Source organism: Streptomyces avicenniae (assembly GCF_000719135.1).
Classification (GTDB): Bacteria; Actinomycetota; Actinomycetes; order Streptomycetales; family Streptomycetaceae; genus Streptomyces; species Streptomyces avicenniae.
In genome coordinates this window covers 28,039-46,679 of sequence record NZ_JOEK01000002.1, presented here as the reverse complement: position 1 = coordinate 46,679, position 18,641 = coordinate 28,039, and the positions used below count along the sequence as shown (strand labels likewise).

Sequence of the window (18,641 nt, the reverse complement as noted above, 5' to 3'; positions counted from 1 at the left end):
CTAGTCGCCGGTGACGGCGCGGAACACGTCGTCGAGCCGTGTCGGCCCGGCCTGGAGCTGCCCCAGCTCCAGGCCGTTGTCGTGCGCCCAGCCGAGGAGGGTGTGGAGATCCTTCTGGAGGTGGAAGGTCCGCACGAGGAACGTGCCGTCGCCCTCGCGCGTGGCGGGCAGCGGCAGCGCAGGGGCGGGGTCCTTGAGGGAGAAACGGACGGTGCCCGGCAGGGTCCGCGTCAGCTCGTGGACGGTGCCCTCCTGGTGCAGGGTGCCCTTGTGCATGAGGCCGATGCGGTCGGCGCGCTGCTGGGCCTCCTCCAGGTAGTGCGTGGTGAGCACGACGGTGGCGCCGTCCTCGCGCAGCCGGTCCACGGCCTGCCAGAGGGCGTCCCTCGACTGGATGTCCAGGCCGGTGGTGGGCTCGTCCAGGAACAACAGCTCAGGCGTCCCGTACACGGCGGTGGCGAAGTCGAGGCGCCGCCGCTCGCCGCCGGAGAGCTGGGACACCCGCGTCCCGGCCTTGTCCGTGAGGCCGACGACGCCGAGGACGCGTCCGACCGAGTCCTTGCGCCGGGAGAGCCCGCCGATCAGCCGGACGGACTCCCGCACCGTGAGGTCGGGCGAGAAGCCGCTCTCCTGGAGCATGATGCCCATCCTGGGCCGCACGGCCAGGCGGTCCCGCGGGCTGTGCCCGAAGACCCGTACCGTGCCCGAGCCCGGCGGCCGGTGGCCTTCGACGACCTCAAGGGCCGAGGTCTTCCCCGCGCCGTTCGTGCCGAGCAGCGCGTACAGTTCCCCCTTCGCGACCTGGAAGGACAGGTCTTTCACGGCGTGGAAGTCGCCGTAGCTGAGGTTGAGCCGTTCCACATCGATGACGGGTGTCGAGGTCATGTACCGATCCCACCCTGTCGTGAGCCTCCGCGGCAGTGCGCCCGTGTCATCACCCGGCCGTGACATTCGTCCCGCGAACGCATGACGTGGTGTCACTGGTCGGGGCGCGGGGCGGCGGCGACACTGGGACGCGGACCCTGCCGCCCGACCCCGGAGAGCCGCACATGGACACCCGGCCGCTGCGCGCCGTGCTGGCCGCCAACGTGGCGGTCTTCCTGCTGGTCTGCGTGGTCTTCCTCGTCCACCAGCTGGGGGTCGGGCTCTACCCTGACGCCATGGAGTCCTGGCTGGAGGACAACCAGTGGCTGATGTGGACGGCCGCGGTCGTCACGCTGTCGAACGCCCCGCTGATCCCGCTGCTCAGCCAGCTGCCGCAGCGGCCGGAGGACGAGCGGTGAGACCGGCACGGCCGATGGTCAACACGATGCCGGGGCACAGCGAGGCGACGCGCGGACGGCTGCGCCGGATCAACCTCGTCACGTTGCTGCCGCCGCTCGCCGCCGTGGGCGCGCTGCTGGTGGCGGTCGATGCCCGCACCTGGTGGGACGCCGCCGTGCTGTCCCTCGGCGTGGCCGCCGCCCTGGTGATCGTCGAGCGGTGGACGGCGGGCGACCTCTCGCGCGTCGCGGTCCCCTGCCTGGCCGTCACGGGAGCCGTGTGGGTGTTCGGGGTGTTCGTGACCGGCGGGCACACGGCGTCCTACGGGCTGTCGGTCGTCGGCCCGGTCCTCGTCGCGCAGCTGCCACGCCGCCGTGGCCCGGCGATCACCGGGCTGGTCGTCTTCGTCGCCGCGGTGGGCGCGGCGCGGCTGCTCGTGTCGCACGAGGCGGTCGCCGACGTCCTGCTCCTCTACGTCCTCCTGCCCACCGGCGTGGTCGGGGCGGCGATCGGCCTCCAGTTCGCCAACCGGCTGTTCTACACGTTCGTGGAGCAGGCGAGGGAACGCGAGGCGGAGCTGGCCGTCGTCAGGGAACGCGTGCGGTTCGCCGGTGATCTGCACGACATCCAGGGCCACACCCTGCACGTGGTCAAGCTGAAGATCGCGCTGGCCGAGAAGCTGCTGGACGGCGAAGAACCGGAGCGCGTGCGGCAGGAGCTGCGCGAGGTCCACGCCCTCGTCGGCGACACGATCACCCAGACCAAGGCGCTCGCCTACGCCCAGCGGCGGCTCAACCTGTCCGTCGAGCTGGAGAACGCGAAGAACCTCTTCGAGGCGGCGGGCATCCGGGTGCGCGTGGACCGTGAGACCGGCGTGGACGAGCGCGTCAACGAGCAGCTCGGCCAGGTCCTGCGCGAGACGACGACCAACATCCTGCGGCACGCCCAGGCCACGCGGGTGTCGATCACCCTCTCGAAGACCGGCATCGACATCGTCAACGACGGCGCGGCGGACGGGCCGCTCCCCGGGCTGCGCGGGCTCTCCGCGCTGCGGGAGCGGGTGGCGGGGGACGGCGGGCAGCTCACGGTGGCACAGGAGAACGGGCGGTTCCGCACGGCCGCGCAGTTCCCCGACCCCGGCCCCGGCACCCGCCGGGACCGCCCGCGGACGCGGAAGGACGACCGATGACCACCGTGGTGCTCGCCGACGACGAGGCCCTGCTCCGCAAGGCGCTGGCGTCGCTGCTGCCCCTGGGCGGGGGGATCACCGTGCTCGCCGAGGCGGCGGACGGCGGGTCGGCCGTCGAGGCGACGCTGCGGCACCGGCCCGACGTGCTCGTCATCGACCTGGAGATGCCAGGACTCGACGGGCTCGGCGCCGTCTCGGAGATCCGCCGCGCGCTGCCCGAGCAGGTGATCCTCATGCTGACCCGGCACGCCAGGCCAGGGGTGCTCCGTAAGGCACTGAAGCTCGGGGTCCAGGGCTTCGTCAGCAAGGCGGCCGAGCCGGGCCACATCACCACGGTCATCACGGCCCTGCACGAGGGCAGGCGGTGGATCGACCCGGACGTCTCGGCACTCGCCCTCGTGGACGACTGCCCGCTCACCGACCGGGAGATCGACGTGCTGCGCGGGACCCGCGAGGGGTTCGCCGTCGCCGAGATCGCCGCCCGGCTCCACCTGGCGGAGGGGACGGTGCGCAACTACCTCTCCAGGGCCATGCAGAAGACCCAGACCCGCACCCGGCACGAGGCGGCGCGCTACGCGCGGGAACACGACTGGCTCTGAGACACCTCACCCTGCCCCTAAGGCGGCGCGGCGGCTTTCTGAGGTCCCCAGGGGGGCGGAAACGCGGCTGATGCCCGATGCGGCGGGGACGCCTGCCCGGCGAGGGTAGGGGCATGTTCACCTTCGACCTGCACCGACAGCGCGCCGCCGAGCTGGAACAGGCGGCGCGGGAGCACCGACTCACCCGCAAGGCCCGCCGCCGCGACGCCGACGCCGACACCGACGCCGACACCGGCTCGGGCACCGGCTCGGGGGCGCCCCGCTCCGCCACGACCGCCGGGCCCACCGAGGGCCGGTGGACCGCGGCGGCGTGACCGTCGTCCGTCCCCCTGCGGCGGCGCCCCGCGCCCCGCACCCGCCCGTCCCGCTCCGCCTTCCGTGAAAAGGGTCAGCCCGTGTCAGTGCTCCATGCCATCCTCGATCCCGTGGAGAGCCAGCCCGTCAGTCCCGTGTTCATCGGCCGCTCAGGTGAGCTGGCCGAGCTGACGGACGGGCTGCGGCTGGCCGCGGGCGGGGAGACCCAGGTCTTCGTCATCGGCGGCGAGGCCGGGGTCGGCAAGTCACGGCTGCTTGAGGAGTTCCTCGCCAGGACACCGGAGGACGGCGCGGTGGCGGCCGTCGGCGTCTGCGTCGAGCTCGGCGAGGCGGACGGCCTGCCGTTCGCGCCCGTCGTGCCCGTCCTGCGCGCCCTCCGCCAGCACCTGGAGGCGGGCCGGGCCGACGCGGCGGCGGGCGGCCTGGACGCCGAGCTGGCCCGCCTGCTGCCCGAGCTGGGCGAGGCCCCCGCCGCCGCCCCTGACGGCCAGGACCGCGCCCGCATGTTCGAGGCGGTGGCACGTCTGCTGGAGCGCGCCGCCGCCGACCGGCCGCTGATCGTCGCCTTCGAGGACCTCCACTGGGCCGACCGCTCCACCCGCGAACTGCTCGGCTACCTCATACGCTCCGTCCGCTCGGCCCGCCTCCTGCTCCTGGCCACCTACCGGTCCGACGACATCCACCGCCGCCACCCGCTGCGCCCGTTCCTGGCCGGGCTCGACCGGCTGCGCACCGTCCGGCGCATGGAGCTGAGCCGCTTCACGCGGGACGAGGTCGCGGCCCAGGTCACCGGCATCACCGGCGCGGCGCCGCACCGGGTCGTCCTCGACCAGGTCTACGACCGCTCCGGCGGCAACGCCTACTTCGTCGAGGCCCTGGCGTCCGCCGGAGCCGCCTGCCTCAGCGAGCCCCTGCGCGACCTGCTCCTCGTCCGTGTCGAGGCCAGGCCCGAGGCCGAGCAGGACGTCCTGCGGGCCGTCGCCGTGGGCGGCGCGTCCGTCGAGCACGCGCTGCTCGCCCGCGTCGCCGAGATACCGGAGGCCGACCTGCTGACCGCGCTGCGCGCCGCCGTGGGCGCCCGGCTGCTGGTGCCCGTGCCCGAGTGCGACGGCTACCGCTTCCACCACGCCCTGATGCGCGAGGCCGTCCTCGACGACCTGCTGCCGGGCGAACGGGCCGGTCTCCACCGACGGTTCGCCGAAACACTCTCCGCCGACCCCACCCTCGTCGGCGCCGACCAGCGCGCCGCGCGGCTCGCCAGCCACTGGTACCAGTCCGGCGACCGCGCCGAGGCACTGCCCGCCGTGCTCGCCGCCGCCGTGGACGCGGGCCGCCGCACCGCGCAGGCCGAACGGCTCCGCCTGCTGGAACGCGCCCTCGAACTGTGGGACGCCGTCCCCGGCGAGGTCCGCTCCCGCCTGCGGCCCGCCGAGCCGCTGTGGGCGTACCCCGCCCCCGAGCCGCACGACCGGCCCCTCGACCACATCGACCTGCTCGCCGAGGCGACGGCCGCCGCCTCGCTCGCTGAACGCCTCGGCCGCGTCCTCGCGATCAGCCGCCGCGCACTGCGCGACCTGGACGAGCGGGCCGATCCGCTGCGCGCCGCCTGGTTCCTGCTGCAGCGCTCCCGCTCCCTGGCCCACGGCACCGGATGCGACGACGGGTGGTCCGACCTGCTGCGCGCGGAGGCCCTCGTCAACGAGCGTCCGCCGTCCGTCGTCCAGGCCCAGGTGCTCGCGCAGATCGCCTCCCGCCGCCTCGCGGAGAAGAGGCCGGAGCCCGCGACGTACGAGCTGGCCCGGCGGGCGATCGGCGTGGCCCGCGAGGTCGGCGCCGAGGACACCGAGCTGTACATGCGCTTCTCCCTCGCCAGCCTGCGCGCCGACTCCGGCGACGTCGCCCAGGGCCTCGCCGAACTGTCCGCGCTGACCGAACGCGTCATCGCGAGCGGCCGGATCGCCCTCCTCGGCCGCTGCCTGGTCAACTACGCGGCGACGCTCGGCGAGGTGGGCCGTCTGGAGGAGGCCCTCGCCGCGGGTGACCGCGGCCTCGACACGGCCGAGCGCTTCGGTCTCTCCGACACGCGGGCATGGATCCGGGGCAACATGGCCGAGTCGCTCGTCGCGCTCGGGCGCTGGCGGGAGGCCGACGCCGTGCTGGCCCTGGTGCACGAGTCCGACGTGCCGCGCCCCCGTGGCATGTCCGCGCTCACCGCCGGGTACCTGGCCGTGCTGCGGGGCGACCTGGCCGGTGCGCGTGCCCGCCGGGCGGCGGCGGACGGCGCACTGCCGCCCGGGGACGCGGACGGCGACCACGTCCTCCTCCGCGCGCGGCTCAGCGTCGGCCTCACGGCGGCCGAGGGCCGCTTCCTCGACGTCAGGCGGCTCGCCGCCGACGCCCTCGCCGTCCCCGCGCCGCCCTTCACGTCGTCACTGGCCTGGCAGGTCCTCGCCCTCGCCGCCGGGACGGAGGCGGACGTACGGGGGCTGCCCGCCGCCGCCCCCGGCCGCGCCGGTGCCCTGCGGCGGATACGGGAGGTCCGCGAGCGGCTGCCCGAACTGATGCCCGCCTGGGCGGCGTTCGGCCCCTTCGTGGACGCGCGGCTGCTGCGCGCCGAGGGCCGCGACACACCGGCGGACTGGAGCGCGGCGGCCGACGCCCTCGCCGGCCTCGGCATCCCCTTCCACCTGGCGGAGGCCCGCTGCGCCCTCGCCGAGTCGCTGCTGACCGCCGGGGGCGCGGTGGACCGCGCGTCCGCCACCGACCTGCTGCGCGACACCGTGCGGGTCGCCGGGGAGCTGGGCGCCGTGCCGCTGCGCGCGCGGGCCGAACGGCTCGCCGCCTCGGCGCGCATCAGCCTCACGGATCCCGGGCCCTCGGGCCCCGGCCCCGTCCGCGGCGGGGACGGCGCGTCGTCCGCCGGGCCCGCGGACCCGTTCGGCCTCACGCCCCGGGAGCGTGACGTCCTCGCGCTGGTCTCGGTGGGCCGCAGCAACCGGCAGATAGCCGAGGAGCTGTTCATCTCGCCGAAGACGGCGAGCGTGCACGTCTCCAACATCCTGTCCAAGCTGGAGGTGACCGGCCGTGTCGAGGCCGCCGCCCTCGTGCACCGGCTCGGGCTCGTCCCCCCGGCGGACGGCTGACCCCACGGGACGGCTGCCGTCGCCTGTCGGCACACCTGTATGCCTGCACGCCCGCGCGGGTCAACAGGCCGCCCGCCGCCCCGCGTTCCGTCCGTCCCCGCACTCCTCTAAGGACCCCGAGGGGGCCTCAGACGTCCCGCGCCCCCTGTCTGAGGTCCCCGTGAGGCAGGGAGATGCGCCGTTCTCCCGAGGTGGCCGCCCTGCCTTGGCGAGGAGTCTGGAGACCACGGGGGAGGAGCCCCGGGGACACAGGAGGAGCGGGCCATGACCACCGAACTCAGGATCGTCGAGATGCGCCTCGCGGAGCTGCGCCGCCAGGCCGAGCAGGAACGTCTCGCCTCCGTCGCCGCGCGGGGCGCCGCCGCCCGCCGACGGGCGGAGGGCACGCGGGACGGCGCGCCGGGGCCGACACCGGGGGCCGCCGTCCGCCGCTGGACGCCGTGGCGCAGGGCGAACGCCTGACGCCGCCCGACGCCCTCGGCACTGTCAGTGGGATATGCGATGCTTCGCGACATGCTCAACAGGACTGTCAGCCCGGTGTTCATCGGCCGCCTCGCCGAGCGTGAACGGCTGTCGGCGGCGCTCGCCGACGCGTCGGCCGGACGGCCGCAGGCCGTCCTGATCAGCGGCGAGGCGGGCGTCGGCAAGACCCGGCTCGCCGAGGAGTTCCTCGCCGGAGCGCGGGCCACCGGCGCCGTCACCGCGCTCGGCGCGTGCGTGGAGGCCGGGGCCGACGGCCTCCCGTTCGCCCCCTTCGCCGCCGTGCTGCGCGCCCTGCACCACCGGCTCGGCGACGACCTGACGACGGCCGCCGCCGGATTCGGCGGCGAGCTGGCCAGGCTCCTGCCCGAGCTCGGCCCGCAGGACGAGGCGGCGCCCGCCGCCCGCGAACAGGAGGGCAGGACGCGGCTGTTCGAGCTGACCGCCCGCCTCCTGGAACGGCTCTCCGAGCACCGCACGCTCGTGCTCGTCGTCGAGGACCTGCACTGGTCCGACCGCTCCACCCGCGAACTGCTCGGCTACCTCCTGCGGTCCCTCCAGCACGGCCGCGTCCTGCTGGTCACCACCTACCGGTCCGACGACATCCACCGCCGCCACCCGCTGCGCCCCTTCCTGGCCGAGCTGGACAGGCTGCGCGCCGTCCGCCGCCTCGACCTGGCCCGGTTCACCCGCGACGAGGTGCGCGGCCAGCTCGCCGGGATACACGGCGCCGCACCGGCGCACGACCAGCTCGACGAGATATTCCGCCGCTCGGAGGGCAACGCCTTCTTCGTCGAGGAGCTGTCCTGTCTCCCCGGCCCCGGGGTGCTCAGCGACTCCGTCCGCGACCTGCTCCTCATGCGCGTCGAGAACCTGCCGGACGCCGTGCAGCGCGTCGTCTCCGTCGCCGCCCCCGGCGGCTCCCACGTCGAGCACCGGCTGCTGCGGGCCGTCACCGGCCTCGGTGACGACGAGCTGATCGATGCCGTGCGCACCGCTGTGGGCGCCAACGTCCTGCGGGCCCGCGACAACGAGACCTACGGATTCCGGCACGCCCTGCTGCGCGAGGCCGTCGAGGACGACCTCCTGCCGGGCGAGCGCAGCCGCGTCAACCGCCGCTACGCGGAGGCGCTGGAGGCCGACCCGGGACTCGTCTGCGCCGACGAGCTGCCCGTCCGCCTCGCCGGGTACTGGTACCGCGCGCACGACCCCGTGCGCGCCCTGCCCGCCGTGATGAAGGCCGCCGAGAACGCCCGCGTCCGCTACGCCTACGCCGAGCAGCTGCACCTGCTGGAGCGCGCCCTCGAACTGTGGGACGACGTGCCCGCCGAGGTGCGCAGGCGGCTGCCGCTCGCCGAGGACGCCGAGTCCTACCCGCTGTGCGCCTGCGACAACGAGGAACTGCTCTTCCTCGACCTGCTCGCCGAGATGACGCTCGCCGCACGCTACGCGGGCGAGCCCGAGCGCGGCCTGTCCGTCGGGCGGCGTGCCCTGCGCGTGCTGGACGGGCTCGGACACCCGCTGCGGGAGGCGTGGTTCCGCTCCGAGCAGTCCAAGCACGTACGGAACTTCGGCCGCGGCACCGGCGCCGACGAGCTGGCCGCCGCCCGCCGCCTGCTGGGGGACCTGCCGCCGTCCCCCATCCACGCCAAGGTCACCGCCGAGTCGGCGCTGTGGAGCTCCATCTTCGACCCGAGGCCCGAGCATCTGCCGCTGGCCGAGCGCGCCATGGAGCTGGCCCGCCAGGTCGGCGACGAGGACACGGAGCTGAACGCCCGGCTGAGCCTCGGCGGGCTCCTCATCGAGACCGGCCGGGGCGCCGAGGGCCTGGTCCACATGCGGGCGGTGGTGGAGCGCGTCACGGCCTGCTCGCTGCACAGCCTCGTCGCGCGCTGCCACGTCAACCTCCAGTCGCTGCTGGAGTCGATGGGCTCCTCGGCGGAGTCGCTGGGGGTGGGGGAGAGCGGTCTGCGCATCGCCGACGAGTACGGCCTGCGGGAGAGCGTCGCGTGGCTCCACGGGAACCAGGCCGACGCCTACTTCTCCCTCGGCCGCTGGGCCGAGGCCGAGGCCGCCGCCCGGCAGGCGCGCCGCCACGCGCAGACCCCGGTCGCCCGCGCCCTCGCGGCCCAGCGGCTGGCCCGCCTCGCCCTCGCGCGCGGTGACCTCGCGGCGGCCCGCGAGGAGGTCGCCGAGGTGCTGAGACAGCACAGCCCGTACGGCTGGGCCCCGCAGTACGGCCACCCGCTGATCGAGTACCGCATCGCGCTCGCCGCCGTGGACGCCCGCGTCCTCGACGCGCGGGAGATCTTCGCCGGTCTCGTCGCCGAGCGGCACCACACGGGCAGCGGCCGGTACACCTGGCCCCTGCTCGCGCGCGCCGCCGAGGCGGAGTCGGAGGCCCTCGGCGTACCGGCGGCCGGTCCCGGCCGCGCCGAGGCCGTCGCGGCGATCCGGGAGTACGCGTCCGGCGTCCGGCGCGACTATCCGGTCTGGAAGGCCCACGCTGACCTGGTCGAGGCGGAGCTGCGCCGGGCCGAGGGCACGGCCCGCGCGGCCGACTGGGCCAGTGTGGCGGCGGCGTTCGACGGCCTCGGCCGTCCGTACGACACGGCGCACGTCGCCGCCCGCTGGGGCGAGGCGCTGCTCGCCGAGGGGGAGCGCGACGCGGCGGCCGAGCGTCTCACCGCGGCGTACGCCCAGGCCGACGCCCTCGGCGCGGGACTGCTGAAGGAACGGCTCGGCAGGATCGCGCAGCGGGCCAGGCTGCCGCTCGCCGCCGGGCACGCGCGGGCCGCCCGCCCGTCGGCCGGTCTCACGCCCCGGGAGCGTGACGTCCTCGCGCTGGTGGCGGTGGGTCGCAGCAACCGGCAGATAGCCGAGGAGCTGTTCATCTCGCCGAAGACGGCGAGCGTGCACGTCTCCAACATCCTCGCGAAGCTGGAGGTCTCGGGCCGGGGCGAGGCCGCCGCGGTCGCGCACCGCCTCGGCCTTCTCGACCAGGCCCCGGCCCCCTCCTGAGCCGCGCCGGAGGTCAGCTCACCCGGACGCGCAGGACGCGGTCGTCGCCCTCCTCCGGGCTGCCGCGGCCGTCCGTCTCGTTGGTGACGACCAGCAGCTCGTCCTCGCCCACCGGCAGGACGGTCCGCAGCCGCCCGTGCTCGCCCTCCAGGAACGCCTGCGGCTCCGCCACCGGCTCGCCGCCGTCCAGCGGCACGCGCCACAGCCGCTCCCCGCGCAGCCCGACCAGCCACAGGGAACCGCTCTGGAACGCCATGCCGCTCGGCGACGCCTCGGCCGGGGGCCACTGTTCGACCGGATCGACGAAGCCCGCGTCCTCGCCGCCGCGCCCCTCCTGCTCCGGCCAGCCGTAGTTGCCGCCCGGCTCGATGCGGTTCAGCTCGTCCCAGGTGTCGTCACCCAGCTCGGTCGCCCACAGCGTGCCCTCGGAGTCCCAGGCCAGCCCCTGCACGTTGCGGTGCCCGAGCGAGTACACCAGCGAGTCGGGCGCGGGGTTGTCCGGCGGTGCCCCGCCCGTCACCGGGTCGATGCGGAGGATCTTCCCGGCGAGCGACCGCTCGTCCTGGGACAGGCGGCCGGTGTTGTCGGTGTCGCCGGTCGCCGCGTACAGCATGCCGTCGGGCCCGAACGCGAGCGCCCCGCCGTGGTGGATCGCCGCGCCCCTGGGGATGTCGGTGACGAGGTCGCCGTCCGGGGTCAGCTGCTCCCCCGCGGCGGCCGAGCCGTCGTAGCGGAAGGTCGCGACGCGGTTGTCGTCGTCCGTCGTGAAGTAGGCGTACAGGCGGCCCGATTCGGGGAAGTCGGGCGCCGTCGCGAGGCCGAGCAGCCCGCCCTCGCCCTCGCCGCCCGCGACGCCGGGGAGCGTCCCGGCGTCCGTCACGGCCCCGCCGTCCGCCGCGATACGCCGGACGGTGCCGTCGTCACGCGAGCCGACGAGCAGGTCCCCGCCCGGCAGCGCGACCAGGCTCCACGGCGCGTCGAGCCCCTCGGCCACCGTGCCGACCACCTCGGCCGACCCCTCGGCGGGCGCCACCGAGGCGACCGGCGCCGAGGCCGACTCCTCGGGCGGCGTCCCGCTCCCCGACGGCGCGGGGGACGGCGCCGCCGACGTGCCCCCGCCCTCCGCGCCGTCCCCCTCGTCCGAGGAACAGGCCGACAGCAGCAGCGCCAGCGCGGCGAGTGTCGCGTACGTGCCATGGCGGAACGTCATCAGCACACCTCCGGGAGGCGCCGTACCCCGCCCCGCCCCTCTTGATGCGTCGCGCGCGCCGCCGTCCTCACTCCCAGGACTCGCGGGCGGGCGGCAGGGCCGCGATCTCCGCCAGGTCGCGCGGCGTCAGTTCCAGTTCGGCGGCCCCCGCGTTCTCCACCGCCCAGCGCGCCTTCTTCGTGCCGGGCACGGGGATGACGTGCGGTCCCAGCGCGAGGAGCCAGGCCAGCGCGACCTGGGCCGGGGTGGCGCCGGGATGCCGGGCCGCGACGCGCCGCAGCCCGGCCACCACCGGCTGGTTCGCCGCCATCATCTCGGCGGTGAACCGGGGGTGCCGCGCCCGCAGGTCCGCCGGTTCGAAGCCGCCGCCGGGCACCAGCGTGCCCGTCAGGAATCCGCTGCCCAGCGGCATCGCCGCCAGGAACGCCACACCCCGTGTCGCGCACCACGGCACCAGCCGCTCCAGCGCGCCGGTCGCCCACACCGACAGCTCGGCCTGCACGGCGCTCACCGGGAACACCTGTTGGACGCGCGCCAGCAGCCGCAGCGTCGCCGCGTGCGGCGGCTCGCCGGGGCCACGCCGCCGCACGCGGCCCTCCAGCGCACACAGCCCGAGCGCCCGCGCCTTGCCCGCCCGCACCAGGTCGGCCATGGCGCCCCACGTCTCCTCCACCGGCACCTCGGGGTCGGGGCGGTGCAGCTGGTAGAGGTCGATCACGTCCGTCCGCAGCCGCCGCAGCGAGGCGTCGCAGGCCCGGCGTATCGAGGTGGGACGGCCGTCGGCCACGAGGTGCTGCTCACCGGCCAGGAGCCCGCCCTTGGTGGCGACGAACACGTCGGCCCTGCGCCTGCGCAGCACCCGGCCGAGCAGCAGCTCATTGGTGAACGGCCCGTACATGTCGGCCGTGTCGAGGAGGGAGCACCCGGCGTCCAGCGCCGCGTCCACGGCGCGCAGTGACGTTTCCCCGGACCGCTCCGACGCCGAGTAGCCCCAGCTCATCGGCATGCAGCCCAGCCCGACGGCCCCCACCCGCAGGGCCGACGCCCCCACCGTCCTGTACCGCACCCGCCGCCGTTCCTTCCACTGGCACGCCGCTGCTCGCGGCCGTTCCCCGCGCCGGGCCGCGTCCTCCGGCACCGCCGCCCTCTCGCCGGGCGGCCGGGAACGGGGTCATAGCCTGACCGTATGACCACACAGGATGTCTGGCTGCCCTTCCCGCCCGCCGAGCTGACCGCCCTGCCCGAGGCGCTCACCTATCACCACTGGGACGCATCGGGGGAGTTCCCCGCAGACCCGGCGCGCTGTGCCTTCTACGTGGTCCCGTACATGCGTCCGCAGGAGGACGTGCTCCGCCCGCTGCCCCACATGACGGGGGTCCGCGTCGTCCAGACACTCACCGCGGGCATCGACCATATGCTGCCCGCCGTCCCCTCCCTTCCGCAGGGGGCGCAACTGTGCAACGCCGGAAGCCTGCACAACACCAGTACCGCCGAACTCGCCCTCGCCCTGACCCTGTCCTCCCTGCGCGGCATCCCCGGCGACGTGCGCGCCCAGGCCGAGGGCCGCTGGCAGCCCGGCTTCCGCGCCTCGCTGGCCGACCTGACGGTGCTGATCGTCGGCTACGGCGGCATCGGCGCCGCGATCGAGGACCGCCTGCTCCCGTTCGAGGTCGCCGAGGTGCTGCGCGTCGCGGGCCACGCCCGGGACACCCCGCGCGGCCCCGTCCACGCCACCACGGAGCTGCCCCGCCTCCTGCCCGCCGCCGACGTCGTCATCCTCTCCGCGCCGCTCAACGCGTCCACGCGCGGCATGGTGGACGGCGCCTTCCTCTCCCGCATGAAGGACGGCGCGCTGCTGGTCAACGTCGGGCGGGGCGCCGTCGTGGACACCGGCGCGCTGCTCGCCGAGACGGTGGCGGGACGGCTGCGCGCCGCGCTCGACGTGACGGACCCCGAGCCGCTGCCCGCCGGACACCCGCTCTGGCACGCGCCCGGCGTCCTGATCACGCCGCACGTCGGCGGGCCGAGCTCCGCCTTCCGGCCGCGCGCCGAGCGGCTGCTGTACGCGCAGCTCGCCCGTTTCGCCGCCGGGGAGCCCGTGCGGTACGTCAAGGCGACCGGCGCGCAGGGCTGACCGGCCGGGCCCGCGGCCCACACGGACGGGTGGGGCAACCCCTCTCCCCTGTAGTCACTTTAAGTGAGATGGGTATGTCGCTGAGTGACTGTTCTGGTGTATCGTCCGTCCGGGGCGAGCCCGAACGAGAGGGGGGCGGCACGCGCATGTTCCACCGGAAGACCTTCCGACGACCCGCATCCGACCGACGGTCCCTGCTGAGCGGACCCGTCCCCCAGCTGGCGCTCGCGGCCGTCTGCACCGGCTACGCGGCGGGCGCCTTCCTCGGCTGGGGATCCACCGGCGCCGCCCTCGTCATGGGGGACTTCGGCCTCAGCGCCGCCGCGTTCCTCGCCGCCGGGTCCTGCCTGTGGTTCGCGCACGGACGGGCGGGCGACCTGCGGCCCGGCTGGGCCCTCATCGGCCTCTCGTCGCTGATGATCGGCATGGGGAACACCGTCTGGGCCTGGTACGAGGTGGTGCTGCGCCAGCCCGTGCCCCGCACCTCGGTCGCCGACCTCTGCTACCTGCTGTTCGCGCCCCTGGCCATCGTCGGCCTCCTCATGCTGGCGAAACGCCCCGTCACACGCTCCGGCTGGATCCGCCTCGCCCTCGACGCCTGGCTCATCGGCGGCTCCCTGATGACGCTCTCGTGGAGCGTCGCCCTGGCCCACACCGCCCAGTGGCAGGGCATCACGGCCACCCGCGCCGTCCTCGCGCTCGCCTACCCCCTCCTCGACATCGCGCTCGTGAGCATCGTCCTCGTGCTCCACTTCCGGCGCTCCGCCGCCCACCGGGCGGCCATCAACACCGTCGTCGGCGCGCTCGTCCTCACCGTCATGTGCGACGCGCTCTTCACCTCGCCGCTGCTGCGCGAGCGCTACAGCTCGGGCCAGTTGCTCGACGCGGGCTGGTTCGCCGCCTCCCTGCTGCTGGCCGTCGCGCCCTGGCTGGTCGGCCGCGGCGAGGACGCCCAGGACCAGGCGCCCGACCTCCCGCCAGGACCCGCGGGCCACGTCCCGGCCAGACCCGTGCGCCCGCTCGCCGGGTCACTCGCGGCCCTCACCCCCTACCTGGCGGCGGCCGTCTGCGTCCTCGGCATCCTGATCACCATAGTCAGCGGCCGGGACGTGGACCGGGTCGTCGGCTTCACCGCGTGCGCGGTCGTCCTCGCCCTGCTGGTCCGCCAAGGGCTCACCCTCCTCGACAACGTCCAGCTCACCCGCGAACTGGCGCAGAAGGAGAACTGGTTCCGCTCCCTCGTCCAGGGATCCAGCGACGTCATCATGATCGCCGACCGGGACGGCACGCTCCGGTACGTCAGCCCGGCCGCCAGCGGCGTCTACGGACAGCAGGCCGACCGCCTCATCGGCGGCGCGCTGGCCGCCCTGATCCACCCCGACGACGAAGGGCGCGTCCGGCAGGAGCTGCGCCGCTTCCTGTCCGTCCCGCCCGTCCGCGAGCCCGCCACCCGCATCGAGTGCCGCGTCCGGCACGGCGACGGCCGCTGGCTCAACGTCGAGTCCACCGTCAACCGCCACGCGGGCGGCCTCATCCTCAACAGCCGGGACGTCACCGAGCGCGTCAGACTCCAGGCCCAGCTGGAGCACAGCGCCACCCACGACCCGCTCACGGACCTGCCGAACCGCGCCCTGTTCACCGAGCGCGTGCGCCACGCCCTCGCCACCGACCACCCCGCGAGCCGGGCCGCCGCCCTCTTCTTCATCGACCTCGACGGCTTCAAGGCGGTCAACGACTCGGCGGGCCACCAGGCGGGTGACGAACTGCTCATCCAGGCCGCCGCCCGGCTGCGGGAGTCCGTCCGCGCCCAGGACACCACGGCGCGGCTCGGCGGCGACGAGTTCGCCGCCCTCATCGCGGGCGACCCGGGCGACGACCCGCGCACCCGCGCGGGACGCGTCCTCGGCATCGCAGAACGCATGCGCGCCGCCGTCGCCCGCCCGTACCTCATCGACGGCCGCGAACTGCGCATCGCCGCCAGCATCGGCGTCGCCCTCGCCGAGCCCGGCGCCACCCCCACGGCCCTCATGCGCGACGCCGACCTCGCCATGTACCGGGCCAAGCAGTCGGGCAAGGACCGCGTCGAGCTGTACATGCCGCGCGCCTACGCCGAGCACCCCGGCCACGCCGGACACGACCGGTGGGGCGAACGCCGCAGGCACGCGCCGCGCCCGCCCGAGCCCCTGGTCCTCCTGCACCAGCCCATCGTGGACCTGGCGGACGGCCGCGTCACCGCCGTCTCCGCCCTCGCCAGGCGCCCCTGCGCCCACGGCGTCCCGGCCCAGTCGCCCGGCCCGCCCGCCGCCCGCCGCGGCCCCGGCGCCCACGGCGAGCAGCCCGCCGAGATCACCGGCCGCCTGCTGGAGAAAGCCATCGCGGAGGCCGCCGGGCGCCACCTCGACGGCCTCACCGTCCCGGTCGCCGTCCGCATCCCCGGCCCCTCGCTCGCGGACCGCACGCTCGCCGCCCCCCGCCTCGAACGCCTCCTCGGGCGCCACGGCCTCGGCCCCGGCGCCCTGATGATCGAGGTGCCCGACGCGGGAGCCGTCCTCGCCACGGCCGACCTCTCCCGGCGCGTCGCCGACCTCGGCCGCCTCGGCATCGCCATCGCCCTCAGCGGCATCGGCGGCGCCACCGGAGTCGCCGCGCTCCAGCGCCTCCCCGTACGGCTGCTGCGCCTCGACCGCCACCTGGTCGATGGCCTGGCCGAGTCCGACGTGCTGCGCACCGTCGCCGCGGCCCTGCTGCACACGGCCGCGGATCTCGGCATCGACACCTTCGCCGACGGCGTGGACACCGCCGAGCAGGCCGCCGCGCTCCGCGCCCTCGGCTGCGGCGAGGCCCAGGGCCTCGCCTTCAGCGGCCCCCTCGACGCCGGGCGGCTGCGCCGCCTGCTGGCCGAGGGGCGCGTGCCCGTACCCGGCGGCGCCCGGCCGCTCCCGCCACCACGGCCGGAACGTGCCGACGGGCCGCCCCCCGCCCCCGTGATCCGCGCCACGCCGGGGCCCGCCGCCCCCGCCGTGATCACCGCCTCCGCCGCCCTCGCCGGGCCGCCCGCCGGGCGCCGCGCCCTCCGCGACGCCCCTGGCAGACCCACGTCCCGCCGCCGCCACGCACCCCCGCCAGGCGGCCCCGATACTCGGCCCACCTAGTAAGCCCACATAGTGAGACGTCATTCGCGGTCGCTTGACACACCACGCCACAGGGGAGCAATGTCAGTGCCATGCACTCGCGAATCCTCGTACTTGGACGGCGCGTCGGCTGACCCCGGGACGACCTTCCGGACCACCAGCGACGCGCTCCCCCTCGCATGCCATGACGGCACGAGGGGTTTTTTGTTGCACAGGACCGGTCGGCCGGCGCGATCCCGGCGACCGCCCACCCCAGCGTCACCCCCTCATTCCCCGAGAAGAGAACGCCGATGACCGAGCAGGCCACCGGGGCACCGAAGCCGCAGCCGCGGGCCCCCCGAGGCGGACAGCAGCCCGCCGCCGCAACCGAGACCATGACGGGCGCCCAGTCCCTCATCCGTTCCCTCGAAGCGGTCGGCGCCGACACCGTGTTCGGCATCCCCGGCGGCGCGATCCTCCCCGCCTACGACCCGCTGATGGACTCCACGGCCGTCCGCCACATCCTCGTGCGGCACGAACAGGGCGCGGGCCACGCCGCCACCGGCTACGCCCAGGCCACCGGCCGCGTCGGCGTGTGCATGGCCACCTCGGGCCCCGGCGCCACCAACCTCGTCACCCCGATCGCCGACGCCCACATGGACTCCGTCCCGCTGGTCGCCATCACCGGGCAGGTCGCCTCGGGCGTCATCGGCACCGACGCGTTCCAGGAAGCCGACATCTGCGGCATCACCCTGCCGGTCACCAAGCACAACTTCCTGGTCACGGACCCCCTGGAGATCCCGCGGACCATCGCCGAGGCGTTCCACATCGCCTCCACAGGCCGCCCCGGGCCCGTCCTGGTGGACATCGCCAAGGACGCGCTCCAGAAGACCACCACGTTCAGCTGGCCGCCCACCCCCGACCTGCCCGGCTACCGCCCGGTCAGCCGCCCGCACGCCAAGCAGATCCGCGAGGCCGCCCGCCTGATCGGCGAGGCACGCCGCCCGGTGCTGTACGTCGGCGGCGGCGTCGTCAAGGCGGGCGCGGCGGCGGAGCTGCTCGACCTGGCCGAACTGACCGGCATCCCGGTCACGACCACGCTGATGGCCCTCGGCGCCTTCCCCGACAGCCACCGCCAGCACCTGGGCATGCCCGGCATGCACGGCTCGGTCGCCGCCGTCACGGCGCTCCAGAAGGCCGACCTGATCCTCGCCCTCGGCGCCCGCTTCGACGACCGCGTCACCGGCCGCATCGACTCCTTCGCGCCGCACGCGAAGATCGTGCACGCCGACATCGACCCGGCCGAGATCGGCAAGATCCGCGTCGTCGATGTGCCCATCGTCGGCGACGCCAAGGACGTCGTCACCGACCTCCTCGCCGCGCTGCGCTCCGACGAGCACGCCGAGGGCCGCGGCCCGGACGCCACCGCCGGGTACGCCGCCTGGTGGCAGCAGCTCGACGCCTGGCGGGACGCCTACCCGCTGGGCTACGACCTGCCGGCGGACGGCTCGCTCTCCCCGCAGCAGGTCATCGAGCGCATCGGGCAGCTCGCCCCCGAGGGCACGGTCTTCACCGCGGGCGTCGGCCAGCACCAGATGTGGGCGGCGCACTACCTGCCCTTCGAACGCCCCGGCACCTGGCTGAACTCCGGCGGTCTCGGCACCATGGGCTACGCCGTCCCGGCCGCCGTCGGCGCCAAGGCGGGCCGCCCCGAGGCCACCGTGTGGGCCATCGACGGCGACGGCTGCTTCCAGATGACCAACCAGGAGCTGACCACCGCCGCCCTCAACAACCTCCCGATCAAGGTCGCCGTCATCAACAACGGCGCCCTCGGCATGGTCAGGCAGTGGCAGACGCTGTTCTACAACCAGCGCTACTCCAACACCGTGCTCCACGACGGGTCGGCCGCCGGGACCCGGGTGCCCGACTTCGTCAAGCTGGCCGAGGCCATGGGCTGCGTCGGCCTGCGCTGCGAGGACCCCGCCGACCTCGACGCCGTCATCGAGAAGGCCAACTCCATCAACGACCGCCCGGTCGTCGTGGACTTCATCGTGCACGGGGACGCCATGGTGTGGCCGATGGTCCCCGCAGGCACCTCCAACGACGAGGTCATGGCCGCCCGGGGCATCCGCCCCGACTTCGGCGAGACCGACGACTGACCCACGACGAGGTAGCGA

Annotated in this window: 13 protein-coding genes; 10 read left to right on the top strand and 3 right to left on the bottom strand. The window is 75.2% G+C overall.

All coding sequences use genetic code 11. The features are described 5' to 3' along the window. Positions 1 to 885, bottom strand: coding sequence for an ABC transporter ATP-binding protein (locus tag IF27_RS04245; protein WP_052847971.1), 885 nt, complete (start codon positions 883 to 885; stop codon positions 1 to 3). Between the two features lie 164 nt (positions 886 to 1,049). On the opposite strand from IF27_RS04245, the gene IF27_RS04240 reads away from it, so the two are divergent. The 7 genes from IF27_RS04240 (at position 1,050) to IF27_RS31900 (ending at position 10,010) form a co-directional block, all read left to right on the top strand. Next, on the top strand, positions 1,050 to 1,283 hold the full coding sequence (locus tag IF27_RS04240) for a hypothetical protein (RefSeq protein ID WP_052847970.1): 234 nt from the start codon (positions 1,050 to 1,052) through the stop codon (positions 1,281 to 1,283). Further along, positions 1,280 to 2,452: a sensor histidine kinase gene (locus IF27_RS04235; RefSeq protein ID WP_223290914.1), complete on the top strand. Its 1,173-nt coding sequence runs from the start codon at positions 1,280 to 1,282 to the stop codon at positions 2,450 to 2,452. The genes IF27_RS04240 and IF27_RS04235 overlap by 4 nt, the downstream gene beginning before the upstream one ends. After that, positions 2,449 to 3,051, top strand: a complete 603-nt coding sequence (locus IF27_RS04230; RefSeq protein WP_052847968.1) for a response regulator transcription factor — start codon at positions 2,449 to 2,451, stop codon at positions 3,049 to 3,051. Before IF27_RS04235 ends, IF27_RS04230 begins: the two co-directional genes overlap by 4 nt. A gap of 113 nt (positions 3,052 to 3,164) precedes the next feature. Then, positions 3,165 to 3,365, top strand: a complete 201-nt coding sequence (locus IF27_RS04225; RefSeq protein ID WP_052847967.1) for a hypothetical protein — start codon at positions 3,165 to 3,167, stop codon at positions 3,363 to 3,365. A gap of 81 nt (positions 3,366 to 3,446) precedes the next feature. Beyond that, on the top strand, positions 3,447 to 6,509 hold the full coding sequence (locus IF27_RS04220) for a helix-turn-helix transcriptional regulator (protein ID WP_052847966.1): 3,063 nt from the start codon (positions 3,447 to 3,449) through the stop codon (positions 6,507 to 6,509). Positions 6,510 to 6,773: 264 nt separating this feature from the next. After that, on the top strand, positions 6,774 to 6,971 hold the full coding sequence (locus IF27_RS04215) for a hypothetical protein (RefSeq protein ID WP_052847965.1): 198 nt from the start codon (positions 6,774 to 6,776) through the stop codon (positions 6,969 to 6,971). 51 nt (positions 6,972 to 7,022) lie between these two features. Beyond that, complete coding sequence (locus IF27_RS31900) at positions 7,023 to 10,010, top strand: helix-turn-helix transcriptional regulator (protein ID WP_275935575.1); 2,988 nt, start codon at positions 7,023 to 7,025, stop codon at positions 10,008 to 10,010. 13 nt (positions 10,011 to 10,023) lie between these two features. On the opposite strand, the gene IF27_RS04205 is transcribed toward IF27_RS31900, so the two are convergent. Together IF27_RS04205 and IF27_RS04200 are read right to left on the bottom strand one after the other, a co-directional pair. Continuing rightward, the gene (locus IF27_RS04205) at positions 10,024 to 11,220 is read right to left on the bottom strand and encodes a PQQ-dependent sugar dehydrogenase (protein ID WP_052847963.1); all 1,197 of its coding nucleotides are present in this window, start codon (positions 11,218 to 11,220) and stop codon (positions 10,024 to 10,026) included. Between the two features lie 67 nt (positions 11,221 to 11,287). Beyond that, positions 11,288 to 12,286 carry an aldo/keto reductase gene (locus IF27_RS04200; protein WP_110945533.1) on the bottom strand — a complete coding sequence of 333 codons (999 nt, stop codon included), beginning with the start codon at positions 12,284 to 12,286 and terminating at the stop codon, positions 11,288 to 11,290. Positions 12,287 to 12,406: 120 nt separating this feature from the next. Between IF27_RS04200 and IF27_RS04195 the strand changes: the two genes are divergently transcribed. The 3 genes from IF27_RS04195 (at position 12,407) to IF27_RS04185 (ending at position 18,623) form a co-directional block, all read left to right on the top strand. Continuing rightward, positions 12,407 to 13,354 (top strand): 2-hydroxyacid dehydrogenase, encoded by a 948-nt coding sequence (locus tag IF27_RS04195; RefSeq protein ID WP_052847962.1) that lies wholly within the window; start codon positions 12,407 to 12,409, stop codon positions 13,352 to 13,354. Positions 13,355 to 13,500: 146 nt separating this feature from the next. Beyond that, positions 13,501 to 16,506, top strand: a complete 3,006-nt coding sequence (locus IF27_RS04190; protein ID WP_052847961.1) for a putative bifunctional diguanylate cyclase/phosphodiesterase — start codon at positions 13,501 to 13,503, stop codon at positions 16,504 to 16,506. Between the two features lie 269 nt (positions 16,507 to 16,775). After that, a complete protein-coding gene (locus IF27_RS04185) occupies positions 16,776 to 18,623 on the top strand; it encodes an acetolactate synthase large subunit (RefSeq protein WP_052847960.1) in 1,848 nt (615 codons plus the stop codon). Positions 18,624 to 18,641 lie beyond the last annotated feature (18 nt).